Annotated in this window: 15 protein-coding genes; 5 read left to right on the top strand and 10 right to left on the bottom strand. The window is 72.5% G+C overall.

Features of this window, described 5'->3' with window-relative positions; all coding sequences use genetic code 11:
- Positions 1 to 36: 36 nt before the first annotated feature.
- Both ACQPZF_RS09780 and ACQPZF_RS09785 read right to left on the bottom strand, forming a co-directional pair.
- Positions 37 to 486 carry an ABA4-like family protein gene (locus ACQPZF_RS09780; RefSeq protein WP_433270439.1) on the bottom strand — a complete coding sequence of 150 codons (450 nt, stop codon included), beginning with the start codon at positions 484 to 486 and terminating at the stop codon, positions 37 to 39.
- On the bottom strand, positions 483 to 695 hold the full coding sequence (locus tag ACQPZF_RS09785; RefSeq protein WP_433270441.1) for a hypothetical protein: 213 nt from the start codon (positions 693 to 695) through the stop codon (positions 483 to 485). The genes ACQPZF_RS09780 and ACQPZF_RS09785 overlap by 4 nt, the downstream gene beginning before the upstream one ends.
- Before the next feature lie 9 nt (positions 696 to 704).
- Between ACQPZF_RS09785 and ACQPZF_RS09790 the strand changes: the two genes are divergently transcribed.
- Entirely contained in the window at positions 705 to 905 is a 201-nt protein-coding gene (locus ACQPZF_RS09790) for a hypothetical protein (RefSeq protein ID WP_433270443.1), read from the top strand.
- A 468-nt stretch (positions 906 to 1,373) separates the two neighbouring features.
- On the opposite strand, the gene ACQPZF_RS09795 is transcribed toward ACQPZF_RS09790, so the two are convergent.
- Both ACQPZF_RS09795 and ACQPZF_RS09800 read right to left on the bottom strand, forming a co-directional pair.
- Complete coding sequence (locus ACQPZF_RS09795) at positions 1,374 to 2,618, bottom strand: HRDC domain-containing protein (RefSeq protein ID WP_433270445.1); 1,245 nt, start codon at positions 2,616 to 2,618, stop codon at positions 1,374 to 1,376.
- Positions 2,619 to 2,685: 67 nt separating this feature from the next.
- Positions 2,686 to 3,402, bottom strand: a complete 717-nt coding sequence (locus ACQPZF_RS09800; RefSeq protein ID WP_015099292.1) for a response regulator — start codon at positions 3,400 to 3,402, stop codon at positions 2,686 to 2,688.
- Positions 3,403 to 3,656: 254 nt separating this feature from the next.
- Between ACQPZF_RS09800 and ACQPZF_RS09805 the strand changes: the two genes are divergently transcribed.
- Positions 3,657 to 4,817: a dipeptidase gene (locus ACQPZF_RS09805; RefSeq protein WP_433270447.1), complete on the top strand. Its 1,161-nt coding sequence runs from the start codon at positions 3,657 to 3,659 to the stop codon at positions 4,815 to 4,817.
- Between the two features lie 162 nt (positions 4,818 to 4,979).
- Here ACQPZF_RS09805 and ACQPZF_RS09810 read toward each other — a convergent pair whose 3' ends face one another.
- The gene (locus ACQPZF_RS09810; protein ID WP_433270449.1) at positions 4,980 to 5,528 is read right to left on the bottom strand and encodes a DUF3000 domain-containing protein; all 549 of its coding nucleotides are present in this window, start codon (positions 5,526 to 5,528) and stop codon (positions 4,980 to 4,982) included.
- A gap of 96 nt (positions 5,529 to 5,624) precedes the next feature.
- Here ACQPZF_RS09810 and hemE point away from each other — a divergent pair, with 96 nt between their 5' ends.
- Genes hemE through hemQ form a run of 3 tightly spaced genes read left to right on the top strand, consistent with a single transcriptional unit; the run spans position 5,625 to position 8,811 of the window.
- A complete protein-coding gene (hemE, locus tag ACQPZF_RS09815; protein WP_433270451.1) occupies positions 5,625 to 6,665 on the top strand; it encodes a uroporphyrinogen decarboxylase in 1,041 nt (346 codons plus the stop codon).
- Positions 6,662 to 8,095, top strand: coding sequence for a protoporphyrinogen oxidase (gene hemG, locus ACQPZF_RS09820; protein ID WP_433270453.1), 1,434 nt, complete (start codon positions 6,662 to 6,664; stop codon positions 8,093 to 8,095). Before hemE ends, hemG begins: the two co-directional genes overlap by 4 nt.
- A gap of 23 nt (positions 8,096 to 8,118) precedes the next feature.
- A complete protein-coding gene (gene hemQ, locus ACQPZF_RS09825) occupies positions 8,119 to 8,811 on the top strand; it encodes a hydrogen peroxide-dependent heme synthase (RefSeq protein ID WP_433270455.1) in 693 nt (230 codons plus the stop codon).
- 89 nt (positions 8,812 to 8,900) lie between these two features.
- On the opposite strand, the gene ACQPZF_RS09830 is transcribed toward hemQ, so the two are convergent.
- The 5 genes from ACQPZF_RS09830 to ACQPZF_RS09850 form a co-directional block, all read right to left on the bottom strand.
- A complete protein-coding gene (locus ACQPZF_RS09830; RefSeq protein WP_433270457.1) occupies positions 8,901 to 12,092 on the bottom strand; it encodes a S8 family serine peptidase in 3,192 nt (1,063 codons plus the stop codon).
- A 327-nt stretch (positions 12,093 to 12,419) separates the two neighbouring features.
- Complete coding sequence (locus tag ACQPZF_RS09835) at positions 12,420 to 12,893, bottom strand: hypothetical protein (protein WP_433270459.1); 474 nt, start codon at positions 12,891 to 12,893, stop codon at positions 12,420 to 12,422.
- A gap of 41 nt (positions 12,894 to 12,934) precedes the next feature.
- On the bottom strand, positions 12,935 to 13,282 hold the full coding sequence (locus ACQPZF_RS09840) for a hypothetical protein (RefSeq protein WP_433270461.1): 348 nt from the start codon (positions 13,280 to 13,282) through the stop codon (positions 12,935 to 12,937).
- Complete coding sequence (locus ACQPZF_RS09845) at positions 13,279 to 14,076, bottom strand: DUF692 domain-containing protein (RefSeq protein WP_433270463.1); 798 nt, start codon at positions 14,074 to 14,076, stop codon at positions 13,279 to 13,281. The genes ACQPZF_RS09840 and ACQPZF_RS09845 overlap by 4 nt, the downstream gene beginning before the upstream one ends.
- Positions 14,025 to 14,687 (bottom strand): hypothetical protein, encoded by a 663-nt coding sequence (locus ACQPZF_RS09850; protein ID WP_433270465.1) that lies wholly within the window; start codon positions 14,685 to 14,687, stop codon positions 14,025 to 14,027. Before ACQPZF_RS09850 ends, ACQPZF_RS09845 begins: the two co-directional genes overlap by 52 nt.
- Positions 14,688 to 14,760 lie beyond the last annotated feature (73 nt).

A 14,760-nucleotide genomic window follows, 5' to 3' on the forward strand; every position in this document is an offset into this window, starting at 1 on the left:
ACTCCTACCGATCGGTAACACCAACTCTAGACCATGTTACTCATCGGTAACCACCGTGGTCGCCCTGTCGGGTGTGTCACAGCGCGCCCTGATCGCCAGGAACAGCGCGAACCCGAACGGCGACAGGACGATCGTGAACACCAGCAGCGGCCCCATCAGCAGCGGGTGCAGGCCCAGCCGCCTGCTCTCCCGGTACATCCAGGCTCCGATCAGCAGGTCCCACGCGATCACCTGCGCCCACACCGCCGATGCGCCCCACGACGTGTTCAGGAACTCCCTCAAGGTGGTCAGGTCCGGACTGCTCATCGTGGCCCAGAGTTCGGGGAGGTGCCCGGCGACCAGTGCGGTGTAGACGATCAGGGGCGGCACGGCGATCAGCGGCGACGACGCTGTCCGGTGGGTCCACCGCCAGGTCGGGGCGAAGACCATGAGCGCCCAGAACGGGACGGTGAGCCAGAACGTCAGGTCGAACAGGAATCCCGTCATGCCGGTGCCGGCTCCTTGGTGCGGTCGGTGTCGCGCAGCGCCCATGTGGCGGCCACGCCGGTCACGGCCGCCAGCGTCATCGCGCCCACGGTCGTGATCAGATCGGGTCGGAACAGCGGCTGCCCGCGCAGCGCCTGCCACAGGGTCAGGGCCATCAGGCCCGCGTAGTCGATCGCGAGGACCCAGACCAGTCGCGTGAGTTGGGGCATTCGTCGTTCGTGGAACAGCTCGACGGGTACGCGCGGGCCTGCTCGGCCATCGCTGAGCAGGATCTCGAATACGTGTTGGCCGCGCCGTCGAAGGATGCCGCCATGGAGATCGTCGTCGTGGGGAACGTGCTCGGGGACGCGGCTTTGGCGGTGGTGCGGCGATTGGCTCGGCGGGAAGCTTCGAGCCGGCGCGATCAGAATGATTGTTAGACGAACTGCGCCTAGAAGCCAAAAGCGCCAAGAAGGAGAGGCCACCGTTTTGGCTTTCGGTTTCTACGCAGCTTGACGGCAGAAGAGTGACCACGAAGCAAGGCGACCAGTACCTACGCAGGTCTTGGATACAGCCGGGAACATTACGAGGCTGGACCACATCATCGGGAGCCCTAAAGGTTGCCTGGGGACCGGTGTCAGCGCTACACGCCGCCCGCAGAGCAACCCGCCCAGCGTGCCAGGTCGCGTGCCCTCGACCCGAGCACGCGACCTGGCAGCCGCAAGTGCACGTTCCGTAGCGCGCGTGGCGTTCCAGCCGTCCCTGGCAGCCCCAGGGCTTATCGATGATGTGGTCCCGTTGCTTAACGTTCCCGGCTTGAGACCAGACCTGCGTAAGTACTGGTCGCCTTGCGTTGTGGTTCCTCTGCGGTGGTGCCGTTGCGGATTTTGCAAGATGCGGCGTTTTGGCTAGTCCGGTGTTGGTGCCAGTGCCTTTGCCAAGGGCTCTGCGGTCAGTTGGATTTGCCAGTTTCGGGCGCCGCCCTCTCTGAGGACCGCCGCCACGCTTTCTGGGGACGTGTCGGCCGGCGGTTGCCAGCAGGTGCGGCGTACCAGGTCCGGCAGTAGCAGGTTCTCCACCGGCAGGGTGTTCGCCTCGGCCACCGCCGTCAGGGCTATCCGGGCGGCGGCCAGGCGGGCTGCTGCGGCCGGGTCCTTGTCCGCCCAGCGGTTTGCCGGGGGTGGGCCGTCGTGTTGTTGCGACGTTTCCGGCAGTTCGTTGCGGGGGAGGGCGGCGGCTCGTTGTAGCGCGCCCAGCCAGGTCGCGACCATGCGGCGTTGGGCCCGGCCTCGGAACACCGGCAGGGCCAGCAGGCCTGGTTCGTCGGTGGGGTTTCGGACGGCCGCTTCCATCAGGGCGCTGTCCGGGAGGACGCGGCCGGGTGCGATGTCGCGTTCGCGGGCCAGGGCGTCGCGGGTTTCCCACAGCGAGCGCACGGCCGCCAGTTGGCGTGGGCTGCGGATGCGGTGGATGCCCGAGGTCCGGCGCCACGGCTCGGACCTCGGTTTGGGGAGTGGGGCCGTCCGGGCCGCCTCGAACTCCTCCAGGGCCCATTCGAGCTTGCCCTGCTGCTTGAGTTCCTGTTCCAGGACGTCCCGGAGCTCCACCAGCAGTTCCACGTCTAGTGCCGCGTAGTTCAGCCAGTCTGCGGGAAGGGGCCGGCGCGACCAGTCGGCCGCGCCGTGCCCCTTCTCCAGCCGATAACCGAGCAAGCGCTCCACGAGCGTGCCCAGCGCCACCCGTTCGAAACCGGCCAGCCTGCCCGCCAGCTCGGTGTCGAACAGCACGCTCGGACGCAGGTCGAGTTCGGCGAGGCACGGCAGGTCCTGGGACGCCGCGTGCAACACCCACTCTGTCCCGTCCAGCGCCTCGACCAGCGGATCGAGCCGACCGCCCAGGGCGATCGGGTCGACCAGCACGGTCCCGGCGCCCTCCCGGCGAAGCTGCACCAGGTAAGCGCGTTGCGAGTAGCGGTATCCCGAGGCTCGCTCGGTGTCCACCGCAACCGGACCGGTCGCTCCGGCGAGCGCGTCAGCGGCACGCCGGAGCGCCTGAGCGTCGGCCACCACCGGCGGAACCCCATCAGCGGGTTCCGTCAGCGGGACCGGATCAGCTCCGGTTGGTTCGGTTGGCTCGTCGGAGGGTACGTCCACGGCGGAAGACCCTACGACGAACGCACCACTCGCGGGTGTGTTCGGCCCGTTCAGTGTGGCGACCCGGTCAGCGGATCACGCCGGCACGCATGGCCAGCGCGACCATCTGAGCCCGATCCCCGGTGCCCAGCTTGCGCCCGATCCGCGACAGGTGAGACTTCACCGTGAGCGCGGAAAGGCTGAGCGCTTCGCCGATTTCCTTGTTGCTCTGGCCATCGGCGACCAACTGGAGGACCTCGACCTCACGCGCGGAAAGCTCCCGCGGCGTGTTGTCGGTGCCCGGCACGCGGGTGCCCGCGGCAAGCACGGGCGCGACGCTCGGGTCCGCGTAGACGCCGCCGTCGAGGACCCTGCGCACACCGTCGGTCACCACCATCGGCGAGGCGGACTTCAGGAGGTACGCCTGGGCGCCCGCCTGGAAGGCCGACCTGACCGCGTAGGGGTCGTCGGAGGACGCGAGGACCACGATGCGGGGCCAGCCCTGGGCACGGAGTTCCGTGACCAGGTCGATGCCGGTGCCATCCGGCAGACCCAGATCGAGGATCGCGAGGTCGCACGGTCCGGTCGCGAGTGCCCGCGCCCGAGCCTCCGCAACCGAAGCCGCCTCATGCACTGTCCCGGCTCCCATCTGGGTGAGCCGAGCCGATATCGCCTCCCTCAGCAGTGGGTGGTCGTCGACCACCAGCACTGAAAAAAGCTCCTCCCGCGGGTGCGGGACCATGTTCGCCGGCAACGAGCCGGCTGGCGTGGTACGAACGGCCTGACCTAAGCCGACGGCAGCCACGTCACTACCTCCCTGGAGTCGGTCGTGCCCCCCGACCGGCACCGGGACTTTCGTCCAATCAGCCGCGCCACTGATCGACCGAAAGTGGTGTCGTCTGGGGCAGCGTAGCCGCCCAAGCGGGTCTACGGGACGATCAATCGGGTATCTATCCCGAATGAGTTGTCACTGATGGCCCCTGCTGTCACACGATCGGCTGACAACTGGATAGGGCGTGTAACGCGAGTCCCGCTCACGACGACACAGAGGAGTTGCCGGTGGCGAGCACCACACTTCGAGGCCGGGCCGAGGAACTGCTGGCCCGCGTGCCGCTCGTCGACGGGCACAACGATCTCCCGTGGGCGTTGCGCGCGCTCGTCGACCAGGCGCAAATCGGTGAAAAGTCAACGGCGCTGTACGGGTCTTCAGGTGTCCGACAGGTGGACCTGAGGGTACGCCAACCCCGTCTCCAGACCGACTTTTTGCGGTCTCGGCAGGGCCGGTTGGGGATGCAGTTCTGGTCCGTGTGGGTTCCGTGCCGGCTGACGGGCGACGCAGCCGTGACCGCCGTGCTGGAGCAGGTGGAGTTGGTCCGGGAGCTGTGCACGGTCTATCCCGACCTGCTGGGGTTCGCGTCGACGGCGGACGAGGCGGACGCCGTGTTCGCGTCCGGGCGGCTGGCGTCGCTGGTCGGGGCCGAGGGCGGGCACAGCATCAACTCGTCGCTGGGCGTGCTGCGGGCGCTGCGCCGGGCCGGGGTGCGGTACATGACGCTCACGCACAACGAGAACACCCCGTGGGCGGATTCGGCGACGGACGTGGCCGAGCACGGCGGGCTGACCGCGTTCGGCGTCGAGGTGGTGCGGGAGATGAACCGGGTCGGGATGGTGGTTGACCTCTCCCACGTCGCCGTGACCACCATGAACGCGGCGCTGGACGCGTCGTCGCGGCCGGTGCTGTTCACCCACTCGTCGTGCCGGGCGGTGGCGGACCACCCCCGGAACGTGCCCGACGCGGTGCTGGAGCGGCTGCCCGCGAACGGCGGCGTGTGCATGGTGACGTTCGTGCCGGCGTTCGTCTCGGCCGCCTACGCCGCGTGGGACGCGCGACTGAAGGACGCCATGGCGGCGGCGGGGGAGCGGCACAACGATCTGGAGGCCCGGGAGGCGTTCGTGTCCTCCTGGGGCCCTGAGCCGCCCCGGGTGACGCTGGACGACGTCGTGGCGCACGTGGAGCACGCCCGTGAGGTGGCCGGGATCGACCACATCGGGCTGGGCGGCGACTACGACGGGGTCCGGGAGCAGCCCGAGGGCCTGGCGGACGTGTCCACCTACCCGGCGCTGTTCGAGGCACTGCTGGAACGCGGGTGGAGTGAGGACGACTGCGCCAAGCTCGCCGGGGCCAACGCGTTGCGGGTGCTGCGGGACAACGAGGACTAGCGCGAGGGCCGGGGGACTGGCGCGAGGGCCGGCGACCGGCGTGGGGACTGGCGCGAGGGCGGGGTGACCGGCGCGCGGACCTGGCGTGAGGCGGGGCGACCGGCAGGGACTGGCGCAAAGGTCGGCGGAGGTCTGCGGCGAGGGCCGCGATCGGCGCGGTGACTAGCGCAGGGTGCTCACGCCGACCGGCGGGAGGCCCACGGCGGTGGCCATGACGTCGTAGAACGCCCTGCCGTGCGCGGCCAGTTCGGCGTCCCGCGCCGTCCACGACGCCCGCAGCTCCAAGTCGTCGGTGCGGGCCGGGCCGGCGATGTCGCCGAAGCGGGCCGACGACGTCTGGGTGACCGTGCCGCCCAGCGCCAGGAAGCCGGCGTCGGCCACCTCCAGCGCCTCCACCAGCCAGGACCACCCGACCTCCGGCAGCAGCGGGTCGGCCGCCAGCTCCGGGTCCAGCTCCACCCGCACGTACGCGACCAGGCGGAACACGCCCGACCACGCTTCCACGCCGTCCGGGTCGTGCAGCAGGACCAGGCGGCCGGTCGAGAGCTCGTCGGCCGGGCCCGTCGCCTCCGCGGTCAGGGCGAACGCCCAGGGTGCTAGGCGCTGCGGCGGGCGCACCTCGGTCAGCTCCAACTCGGGTCGGGTTCGCACCGACTTGAGCGTCGCCACCGCCCGCCGGAACAGTTCGGGCTCCGCCGCCAGTCCGGTCACACCACGGACTGTATGCCCCTAAACCTCGTTCCGTGAGCGCGGCGCGCCGGGACCGGGCACCGTCCGGTTGGCGAGTCGTGGGAGCATGGCGACGAGATGAGCGACAACACCACCGCACCACTGCTGGTCGCCGCGCGTGGCGGCGTCCCCTCGCGCACCCCGGTCTGGTTCATGCGGCAGGCGGGGCGTTCCCTGCCCGAGTACCGCAAGCTGCGGGAAGGCACCGCGATGCTGGACGCGTGCCTGGACCCGGAGATGGTCTGCGAGATCACGCTCCAGCCCGTCCGCCGGCACGACGTGGACGGCGCGATCCTGTTCTCCGACATCGTGGTGCCGCTGAAGGCGGCCGGCGTGGACCTGGACATCGTGCCCGGCACCGGTCCGGTGGTGGCCGAGCCGATCACCGGCCGCCGGGACGTCGACGCCCTGCCGGTGCTGGAGGCGCACCAGGTCCAGCCGGTGGTCGACGCCATCGGGCTGCTGAACGCGGCGCTGGGCGACGTGCCGCTGATCGGGTTCGCGGGCGCGCCGTTCACGCTGGCCTCGTACCTGGTCGAAGGCGGGCCCAGCAAGCACCACGAGCGGACCAAGGCGATGATGCACGCCGACCCGGAGCTGTGGCACGCGCTGCTCGGCAAGATCGCCGACATCACCGCCGAGTTCCTCCGGGTGCAGGTCGAGGCGGGTGTCAAGGCGGTCCAGCTTTTCGACTCGTGGGCCGGGGCGCTGTCGGAGCGGGACTACCGCGAGTTCGTGCTGCCGCATTCCACCCGGGTGCTGGAGACGATCACCACCGTGCCGCGCATCCACTTCGGCGTGGGCACCGCCGAGCTGCTGCCCGCCATGCGCGAGGCCGGCGCGGACGTGGTCGGCGTCGACTGGCGCACGCCGCTGGACGTGGCGGTCCGCCGGCTGCGGGCCGCCGCGCCGGACCTGCCGCCGCCCGTGGTGCAGGGGAACCTGGACCCGGCCCTGCTGTTCGCCGGCGAGACCGCGTTGCGGCGGGAGATCGACCGGATCGTGGCCGAGGGCAAGGCGGCGGCCGGGCACATCTTCAACCTGGGGCACGGTGTGCTGCCGGACACCGATCCGGACGTGATCACCAAGGCCGTCGAGTGGGTGCATCGGGCCGGATGAGAGCGCTCCACGTCGCGGTGGTCGGTGGCGGCATCTCGGGCCTGGCCGCCGCGCACCGGCTGCGCTGCCTGCTCGGCGCGCAGGCGCGCATCACCGTGGTGGAGCAGGCCGACCGGCTGGGCGGCAAGCTGCGGACCGGCGAGGTCGGCGGCCGGGCCTACGACGTGGGGGCCGAGGCGTTCCTGCACCGGCGGCCGGAGGCGGCCGAGCTGGTCGCCGAGCTGGGACTCGGCGGTGACCTGGCGCACCCGACGCCGGCGGCGGCGAGCATCCGCGCGGCGGGCGCGGTGCGGCCCATCCCGGCCCACACGCTGATGGGTGTGCCGGCGTCCGTGGAGGCGGTCCGGCAGGTGCTGAGCGCCGACGGGCTGCGCCGGGTCGCGGCGGAGCCCGGGTTGCCGCCGATCGAGCTGGCCGGCGCGGACGTCGCCGTCGGGGCGCTGCTGCGGGAGCGGTTCGGGCCCGAGGTCGGCGACCGGCTGGTGTCGCCGCTGCTGGGCGGGGTCTACGCGGGGCGCGCGGACGCGCTGGGGCTGCGGGCGACGATGCCGCGGCTGGCCACCGCGCTGGACTCCGGGGTCGGCTCGCTGCTGGCGGCGGCGGCCACGACGATGCCCGCGCCGCCGCAGCCGAGGGGCAAGCGGCCTCCCGTGTTCGGCACGTTGACCGGCGGGCTGTCCTCGTTGGTCGACCGGCTGGTGGAGGTGGCCGCGCCGGAGGTCAAGCTGGGGCTGCCGGTGCGCGGGCTGGTCCGCCGTGAGCACGACTGGCGGTTGGAGATCGGGTCGGCCGCGTCCCCTCGGCACCTGGACGTGGACGGGGTCGTGCTGGCGGTGCCCGCTCCCGCGGCGCGCAAGCTGCTCGCCGACGTCGCGCCGGCCGCGTCGAAGCAGTACGCCAAGGTCGAGGTCGCGTCGATGGCCGTGGTGGCGTTGGCGCTGCCGCCGGGGACCGCGCTGCCCGAGCGGTCGGGTGTGCTGCTGGCCGAGGGCGAGCGGTTCGCCGACGGGACTCCGTTCACCGCCAAGGCGTTCACCTTCTCCAGCCGCAAGTGGGCGCATCTGGGCGGCCCGGCGTCGGGCGACGAGCCCGTGCTGGTGCGGGGCAGCGTCGGGCGGCACGGCGAGGTCGAGGCGCTGCGGCGGGACGACGGCGAACTGGTCGCGGCCGTGCGGGCCGACCTGGCCGAGCTGACCGGGATCACCGCCGCGCCGGTCGACGCCGTGGTCACGCGCTGGGGCGGCGGGCTGCCGCAGTACGGCGTGGGGCACCTGGACGTCGTGAAAGGGATCGAGGACGCCGTCGCGGACGTGCCGGGGCTGGCGGTCGCGGGCGCGACGCTGCACGGCGTCGGCATCCCCGCCTGCATCGCGACCGGTGACGCGGCGGCGGCGCGGGTCGCCGCCCACGTGCTCGGCCGCGTCCGCTGAACGCCGGGTGAGAGGATGAGGGCATGGCCCGCCTGAACTACAACGAGCTGAACGACACCATCCGCTACACCATGTGGTCCGTCTTCCGGGTCGAACCCGGCCGGCTGCCCGACGACCGGGGGCCCGCCGCCACCGAGGCGCAGGAGTACCTGGACGGCCTGGAGGCCAAGGGCACCGTGGTGCGCGGCGTGTACGACGTGGCGGGTCTGCGCGCCGACGCCGACTTCATGATCTGGTGGCACTCCGAGGAGATCGAGCAGGTCCAGGCCGCCTACACGGGGTTCCGGCGGACCGCCCTGGGCCGCGCGTCGACCCCGGTGTGGAGCCAGGTCGCGCTGCACCGGCCGGCGGAGTTCAACCGCAGCCACATCCCGGCGTTCCTGGCCGGCGAGGACCCGCGCAAGTACATCTGCGTGTACCCGTTCGTGCGGTCCTACGAGTGGTACCTGCTGCCCGACGAGGACCGGCGCAGGATGCTCGCCGACCACGGCAAGGAGGCCCGCGACTACCCGGACGTGCGGGCGAACACCGTCGCGTCGTTCGCGCTGGGCGACTACGAGTGGATCCTGGCGTTCGAGGCGGACGAGCTGCACCGGATCGTGGACCTGATGCGGCACCTGCGCGGCACCGAGGCCCGGCGGCACGTGCGCGAGGAGATCCCGTTCTACACGGGCACCCGGATCCCGGCGGCGGAACTGGTCACCAACCTGCCGTGACGGGCGGTCACCAACCGGCCGTGACGCAACCGGCCGTGACGCGGTAGGAGGGGGCGCCCGCCGCGCGGGCGGGACGCCCCCTCCGCCGGTCACTTCCTGATCTTGTACGCCCGGATCACGGTGTGCTCGAACGTGTTGCCCTTGCTGTCGGAGCCCTTCACCCGCAGCGAGGCGAACCCGCCCGCGTCACCGTTGCGCACCAGGGCGGTGCGGCCGTTGACCGCGACCTTCGACCACGTCCTGCCGTCGTCGAACGACACCTCGACCGCCAGCTTGCGGACCTTGCCGTCCGGCCCACCCTGTTGCTGCTGCACGTCCAGCGGCACGCGCAGCAGCCGGTTGGCCGGCGCGCTGCCCGCGGCGTCCAGCTCCGGTGCAAACCGGACCACCGTCACCGGCACCGGCTTGAACACCGTGCCGGGGACCGTGTCGGAGCGGAACGTCCAGGTGCCCGCGACCTTCGTGCTGAACTCCGACACGCCCGGCAGCCGGACCGCCTCGGTGTCCACCTTGAACTCGGCCGGCCCCGGCGGGACCGTGAACAGGCCGTTCGACGCGTAGGCGGTCTCGCCGACCTTCGTGCCGTCGCGGTACAGCGTGGTGCGGGCGGACGCGGTGTCGGAGTCGCCCAGGTTGCCGTCGTGGTCGCCCCACAGCGGCACGCCGAACCCGATCTGGTCACCCATCCGGGCCGCGTACGGGAAGTCCGCCGCCGGCATCGTCGGGCCGAACACCGGCTTGCCGAACCGCTGGCGGTACTCGCGGCCCGGCCGGTAGCTCCGGTCCGGGGACTGCAGCAGCGCCTCGGGCCGGTCCTGGGCGTTGAACTGCAGGAGCACCCACGTCCACGTCGGGCCCTTGGCGGTGACGTAGTCGATCGCGTCGCCGGCCGCGCCGACCTCGGTCAGCAGGGTGCCGCTGGAGCCGCCGCCGACGATCCGCGGCAACGCGCCGTAGCGGTAGGTCTTGCCGTCCGGGAGGGGTTCTACGCGGCTGTCCACCCGGGCCAGCTCGCCCTTGGCGGGCGCGCGGACGAAACCGGTGGGCACCTTGCCGTGCTCGCCCCACGCCAGCCGGTAGTTCACCGGGGTCGTGCCGACCGGCGCGCCCCTGGCGTGGGCGTGCACCATCGTGTTCACTTCCTCGCGGGACGGCACGGGGCCGAGTTGCGCGATCGACACCTTGTCGCCGAAGCCGCCGAAGAACACGGTGCCGACCGCGAACCTCCGGTCGCCGTAGGTCCGGCTCACCACGACGTCGCCGATCAGGTCCTCGGCCGCCGGGTCCGGGTAGGTGATCCGGATCGGCTTCGCGAGCCGGGCGTCGGCGTCGACCGTGGTCGGGCCGGCGACCTTGAGCAGCGGCTGTGGCAGCAGCGCGCCCGTCACGCGGTCCTCGGCGAACACGTCGTGGTAGGCGAAGTAGTCGCCCTTGGGCAGACGCTCCTTCGCGACACCCGCCGAGCCGGCCGGGAACACCACGGTGTCGTTGTCGAGCCCGATTATCAGCGATCCGCCGTACGCGGGAGGCTGACCGGCGCCGTCGGTGTACTTGATGGTGACGTCGTAGCTCTCCACCTCGCGGCTGATGCTGACCGGTGTGCGCAGCGCACCCGACGCGACGACCGCGCCCGCGTACACGCCGTCCAGCGTGCCGACCTTCGTGTCGCCGGTGACGGTGACCTTGGCAGTGCCGCCGGCCGGGACGGTGACCTTGTCCGGGGCGACCGTGAGCAGCCCCGCCGGGGCGGGCTTGCCGTCCGGTCCCCGCACGTCCAGGGTCAGGTCCAGGGTGACCGGCGTGGCGCCCGCGTTGCGGTAGGTCAGCTCCTTGCCGACCGGCACGTCGTCGTCGTGCGGCCACTGCTGCTGGCCGAGGCCGACGCTCACCGGGTCGGTGGTGACCGTGGTGGTGATGGCCTTGGCCAGGTCGATCCGGCCCGCGCCCTGGTCGAGGACGGTCAGGTCGGGGTTGTTCTTCGCGGACGCGACCAGCGCCGCCTTGAGCTGCGCCCCGGTCCAGTCCGGGTGCTGCTGGGCGAGCACGGCCGCCGCGCCCGCGACGTGCGGGGCGGCCATGGACGTGCCGGACAGCGCCACGTGGGTGGCGTCCACCGGGTTGCCGATGGTGCCCTTGGCCGCCTTGGCGGCGGCGATGTCCACGCCCGGCGCGGTGACGTCGGGCTTGATGCCGCCGTCGCCGGCCCGCGGGCCCCGGCTGGAGAACGGCGCGATGCGGTCGTCCCGCTCGACCGCGCCGACGCTCAGCGCGGCGTCGGCGGTGCTCGGCGAGCCGACCGTGCCGGGGCGGCCGGAGTTGCCCGCCGAGATCACGAACAGCGTGCCCTTCTCGGCGGAGAGCCGGTTGACGGCCTCCTCCAGCGGGTCGACCCCCGGGCGGTCGCCGCCGCCCAGGCTCAGGTTGACGACGTCCGCGCCCTGGTCGGCGGCCCACTGCATGCCGTCGAGGATCCAGGACTCGGCGCAGCCGCCCTGGACGCACACCTTGCCGTCCAGGATCTGCGCGTCCGGCGCGACGCCGCGGTACTTGGCGTGCTTGCTCGCGATGGTCGCGGCGACGTGCGTGCCGTGGCCGTCGTTGTCGGTGGCGTCGGGGTCCTCGGAGAAGTTGCGCTCCGCGACCTCCTGGCCCGCGAGGTCGGGGTGCGCCCCGTCCACGCCGCCGTCGAGCACGGCGACCTTGACGCCCTTGCCGGTGTAGCCGGCCCCCCACGCCGCGGGCGCGCCGATCTGCGCCGTGCTGCGGTCGAGGTTGGTCCGGCGCAGGCCGTCCAGCCAGACCTTCCGCACGTTCGGGTCGGCGACCAGCGACCGGAAGGCCGTGCCCGCCTCGGACTTGGGCGCCCGCGCCGCGACCGCGCCGACGGTCGGCAATTCGCGGGTGACCTGGACGCCTTCCGCGCGTGACCCGCCGCCGATGACGATCAGCGGCACGTGGTCGCGGCGGGCGTCGTCGTAGCCGGACTCGGCGAGCCCGGTCACGTCGAACAGCCGCAGGTCCAGCTTGCCGTCGGCCAGCGGGCCCAACGCGTCGCGCGGGATGACGTGCACGTGGCCGTCCCGCTGGAACGTGTGGAAGACGACCTCGTCGCGGCCCGGTCCCCTCGTCACCGAGCCGAGTCGGTCGCCGTCGAGCAGGACGCGGTCACCCGTGATCAGGGTGACGGTCGCCCGCGCTCCGGTGATGGTGGTGTGGTGGTCGGGCGCCTCCGGTGCGGCGGTGGCCGCACCTGTCCCCGAGGCGATCATCCCGATTGCCAACGCGGCGGCTCCCCATGCGCCACGCTTCCCGGATCTCAACACAGATACCTCCCGAATCTGTTGTGCGCGCTGTGGATCGCGCAGTCGGGAGGCGCGCCGAACTCGCGGTGGCGGCGGTTTACCGGAAGTGACGAAACCCCCCAACGACCTCGACGCTATCCACCCCTCCGAGTGAGAGCAGCGTCTCATTGAGGGATGTTTCACGCCCGAACAGGTCACGTGTTGGTAACGCTCGGTTAGTTGTTGCGCTTCCTGGGTAAGGCGTTCGGACGGTTGCCGAGGGGGCGGGCGACCTTCGGCTCCGGCGGGCCGGCCGGGCCGAGGGGCCTACTTCGCGGCGACCGACCCGTCCGCGCCCACCGACACGACCAGTTGCGGCCCGCCGCCCCCGCAGTCCGGCCCGTTGGGGTAGGACATCGCGGGTGTCGCGGACAACTCGTGGTCGACCACCGCCGTCCCGGCCCGGTCGGCCAGCCTGAGCCGCACCGTCACCGGCCGGTCGGGCAGGTCCGGGATGGCGACGTAGGCGTGCTTCCCGCCGGTCGGCACGGCGCTCGCGCCGCACACGTCGGTCGGGGCGGTCCCGGCGCACGTTCCGCCCGCGGCCCGGCTCGACGGGAACAGGTCGAGCGCAGGGGTGGTGCACCGACCGTCCCAGCACACCTCGATCGTGCCGGTCTCCGCGGTGGTGAGCCCGACGTCCAGACTGACGCCCACCAGCGTGCCGATCGCCGTGCACGACCTGCCCTGTCCCGCGTCCGCGCCGCATGCCGTGACGAGGAACAGGACGCCCAGAGCCACGCTCGGTCTCCACATGCCCCTGGGACGTAACGGCCGCGCCGTCAGGTTGCGCGCCGCCGCCACCAGCGCGCCTTCTTCGGCGGCGGCAGTTCTCCTTGCGCCACGGCCCATTCGGCGAACGCGGCGGCGTCCTCCCGGGCCCGGCTGCCCGCCCGGCGCGGGTGCGCGCGGGCGTAGTCGGCGAACAGCGGGCGGAACCGGTCGCCGAGCGCGTCGGCCACGTCCGGGCGCAGCATCGCCACGATGCCGCGCCGCTTGTTCAGCAGCGCCCGCGCCTCCACCCGCAGCCGGTCCGGGTCGAAGCCCTCGGGCGGCTTCCCGTTGCCCAGCAACGCGTGCAGCAGCTCGGCCTGCGCCGCCGCCAGCCGGTCGCGCTGGGGCCGCGTCACGCCAGCACCGCCCGGATCGCGGCCAGCTCACCGGCCAGCTCGGCGTCCGCCGGGTAGTCGTCGTCCCGCTCCAGCAGCACACCCGGCGGGTCGACCCGGTCCCGTAGCTGCTTGAGCACGTCCAGCACCTCCGGCAGCACGGCGTGCGCGTGCGTGTCGTGGTAGACGCCCTGCTGCTCGACGCCGCCCGCGACGTGCACGTAGGCCAGGCGCTCCAACGGGATCTCGTCCAGGAACCGGCCCACGTCGGTGCCCAGGTTGCGGGCGTTCGCGTACAGGTTGGCCACGTCCACCAGCAGGTGGCAGTCGGTCCGCTCGACCAGCTCGGCCAGGAACTGACCCTCGGTCAGCTCGCCGCCCGGCCACTCCAGCAGCGCGGCGACGTTCTCCAGCGCCAGCGGCACGGGCAGGTCCGCCTGCGCCGCCTTCACGTTGGCCACCAACACGTCCAGCGCTTCACGCGTGCGCGGCAACGGCATGAGGTGCCCGGAGTCCAGCCCGCCCGCGCGCACGAAGCACACGTGATCGCTGACGAACGGCGCTTCGAGCGCCTCCGCCAACGCGCCGAGGTGGGCGACCCGGTCCGCGTCCACGGGCTCCGCGCCGCCCAACGACAGCGACACGGCGTGCGGCAGCACCGGCACACCCCGTTCGCGGATCAGCAACACCGATTCCGGCAGGTGCCCGACGTGCAGGTTCTCCGCCACCACCTCGACGAAGTCCACGTCGAGCCGCTCCACGGTCAGATCGATCTCCGGCCGCCAGCCGATGCCGACACCCAGCCCTTCCACCATCCACCCACCTTTCCACGCTCCGGCGGCGGCAGCGTCGCCAGCGCCGCGCCCGGCAGTCCCAACGCCTCGCCGACCGGCGTCACCCCGCCACGCAGACCCGCCCGCGCGACCCGGTTGAGCGGCGGCACGGAGTCCAGCGGCGTGCGGCGCAACGTCGGCGGCAGGCTCCGCGCGGACCCGGCGAACGGACCCCGCAGGTATCCCGCGACACCCGCCACGGCCACGCACGCGACCAGCGCGGGCAGCACCATCGACGGCAGCAACCCGAACGCGGCTGCCGCGAGCACCCCGACCGCGGCCACGTTCCCCAGCCAGAACACCGGTGTCAGCGCCCGCCACCGACCCGGCGCGACCAGCAGGCCGCGCTCGATGAACGGCTCCACCGGCACCCGTGCCGCGACCGCCTCGACCAGCGCGCCCAACGGAGCCGGCTGCCGCGCCACCCCCAGCGCGTGCGCCTGGGCCTGCGTCGCCGCGCCGCTCGTGTGCACGGCGTGCACCAGGCCGTCCCCGGTGAACCGCAACGCTCCCGCGCCGACCAACGCCGTGACCGCCACCTCGGCGACCCGCCGCGGTCCGGCGATCAACATCGCCTCGTCTTCAGGCGTCATCCCCCACCCCCACCAAAGCCGTCACTTCCCCGTCGCCGCGGCCCGCGGCGAATCCCAGCCACATCCGTCGACC

Origin of the sequence: Actinosynnema sp. CS-041913 (assembly GCF_050942485.1) — a bacterium.
In the GTDB taxonomy this organism is placed as follows: Bacteria; Actinomycetota; Actinomycetes; order Mycobacteriales; family Pseudonocardiaceae; genus Actinosynnema.

Excerpts from the sequence above, each read along its gene's own strand:
- hemQ (WP_433270455.1), top strand. The coding sequence starts at position 8,119 with ATGGCCCGCCTGAACTACAACGAGCTGAACGACACCATCCGCTACACC.
- ACQPZF_RS09845 (WP_433270463.1), bottom strand. The coding sequence starts at position 14,076 with ATGGTGGAAGGGCTGGGTGTCGGCATCGGCTGGCGGCCGGAGATCGAT.
- hemG (WP_433270453.1), top strand. The coding sequence starts at position 6,662 with ATGAGAGCGCTCCACGTCGCGGTGGTCGGTGGCGGCATCTCGGGCCTG.
- hemE (WP_433270451.1), top strand. The coding sequence starts at position 5,625 with ATGAGCGACAACACCACCGCACCACTGCTGGTCGCCGCGCGTGGCGGC.
- ACQPZF_RS09785 (WP_433270441.1), bottom strand. The coding sequence starts at position 695 with ATGCCCCAACTCACGCGACTGGTCTGGGTCCTCGCGATCGACTACGCG.
- ACQPZF_RS09850 (WP_433270465.1), bottom strand. The coding sequence starts at position 14,687 with ATGACGCCTGAAGACGAGGCGATGTTGATCGCCGGACCGCGGCGGGTC.
- ACQPZF_RS09780 (WP_433270439.1), bottom strand. The coding sequence starts at position 486 with ATGACGGGATTCCTGTTCGACCTGACGTTCTGGCTCACCGTCCCGTTC.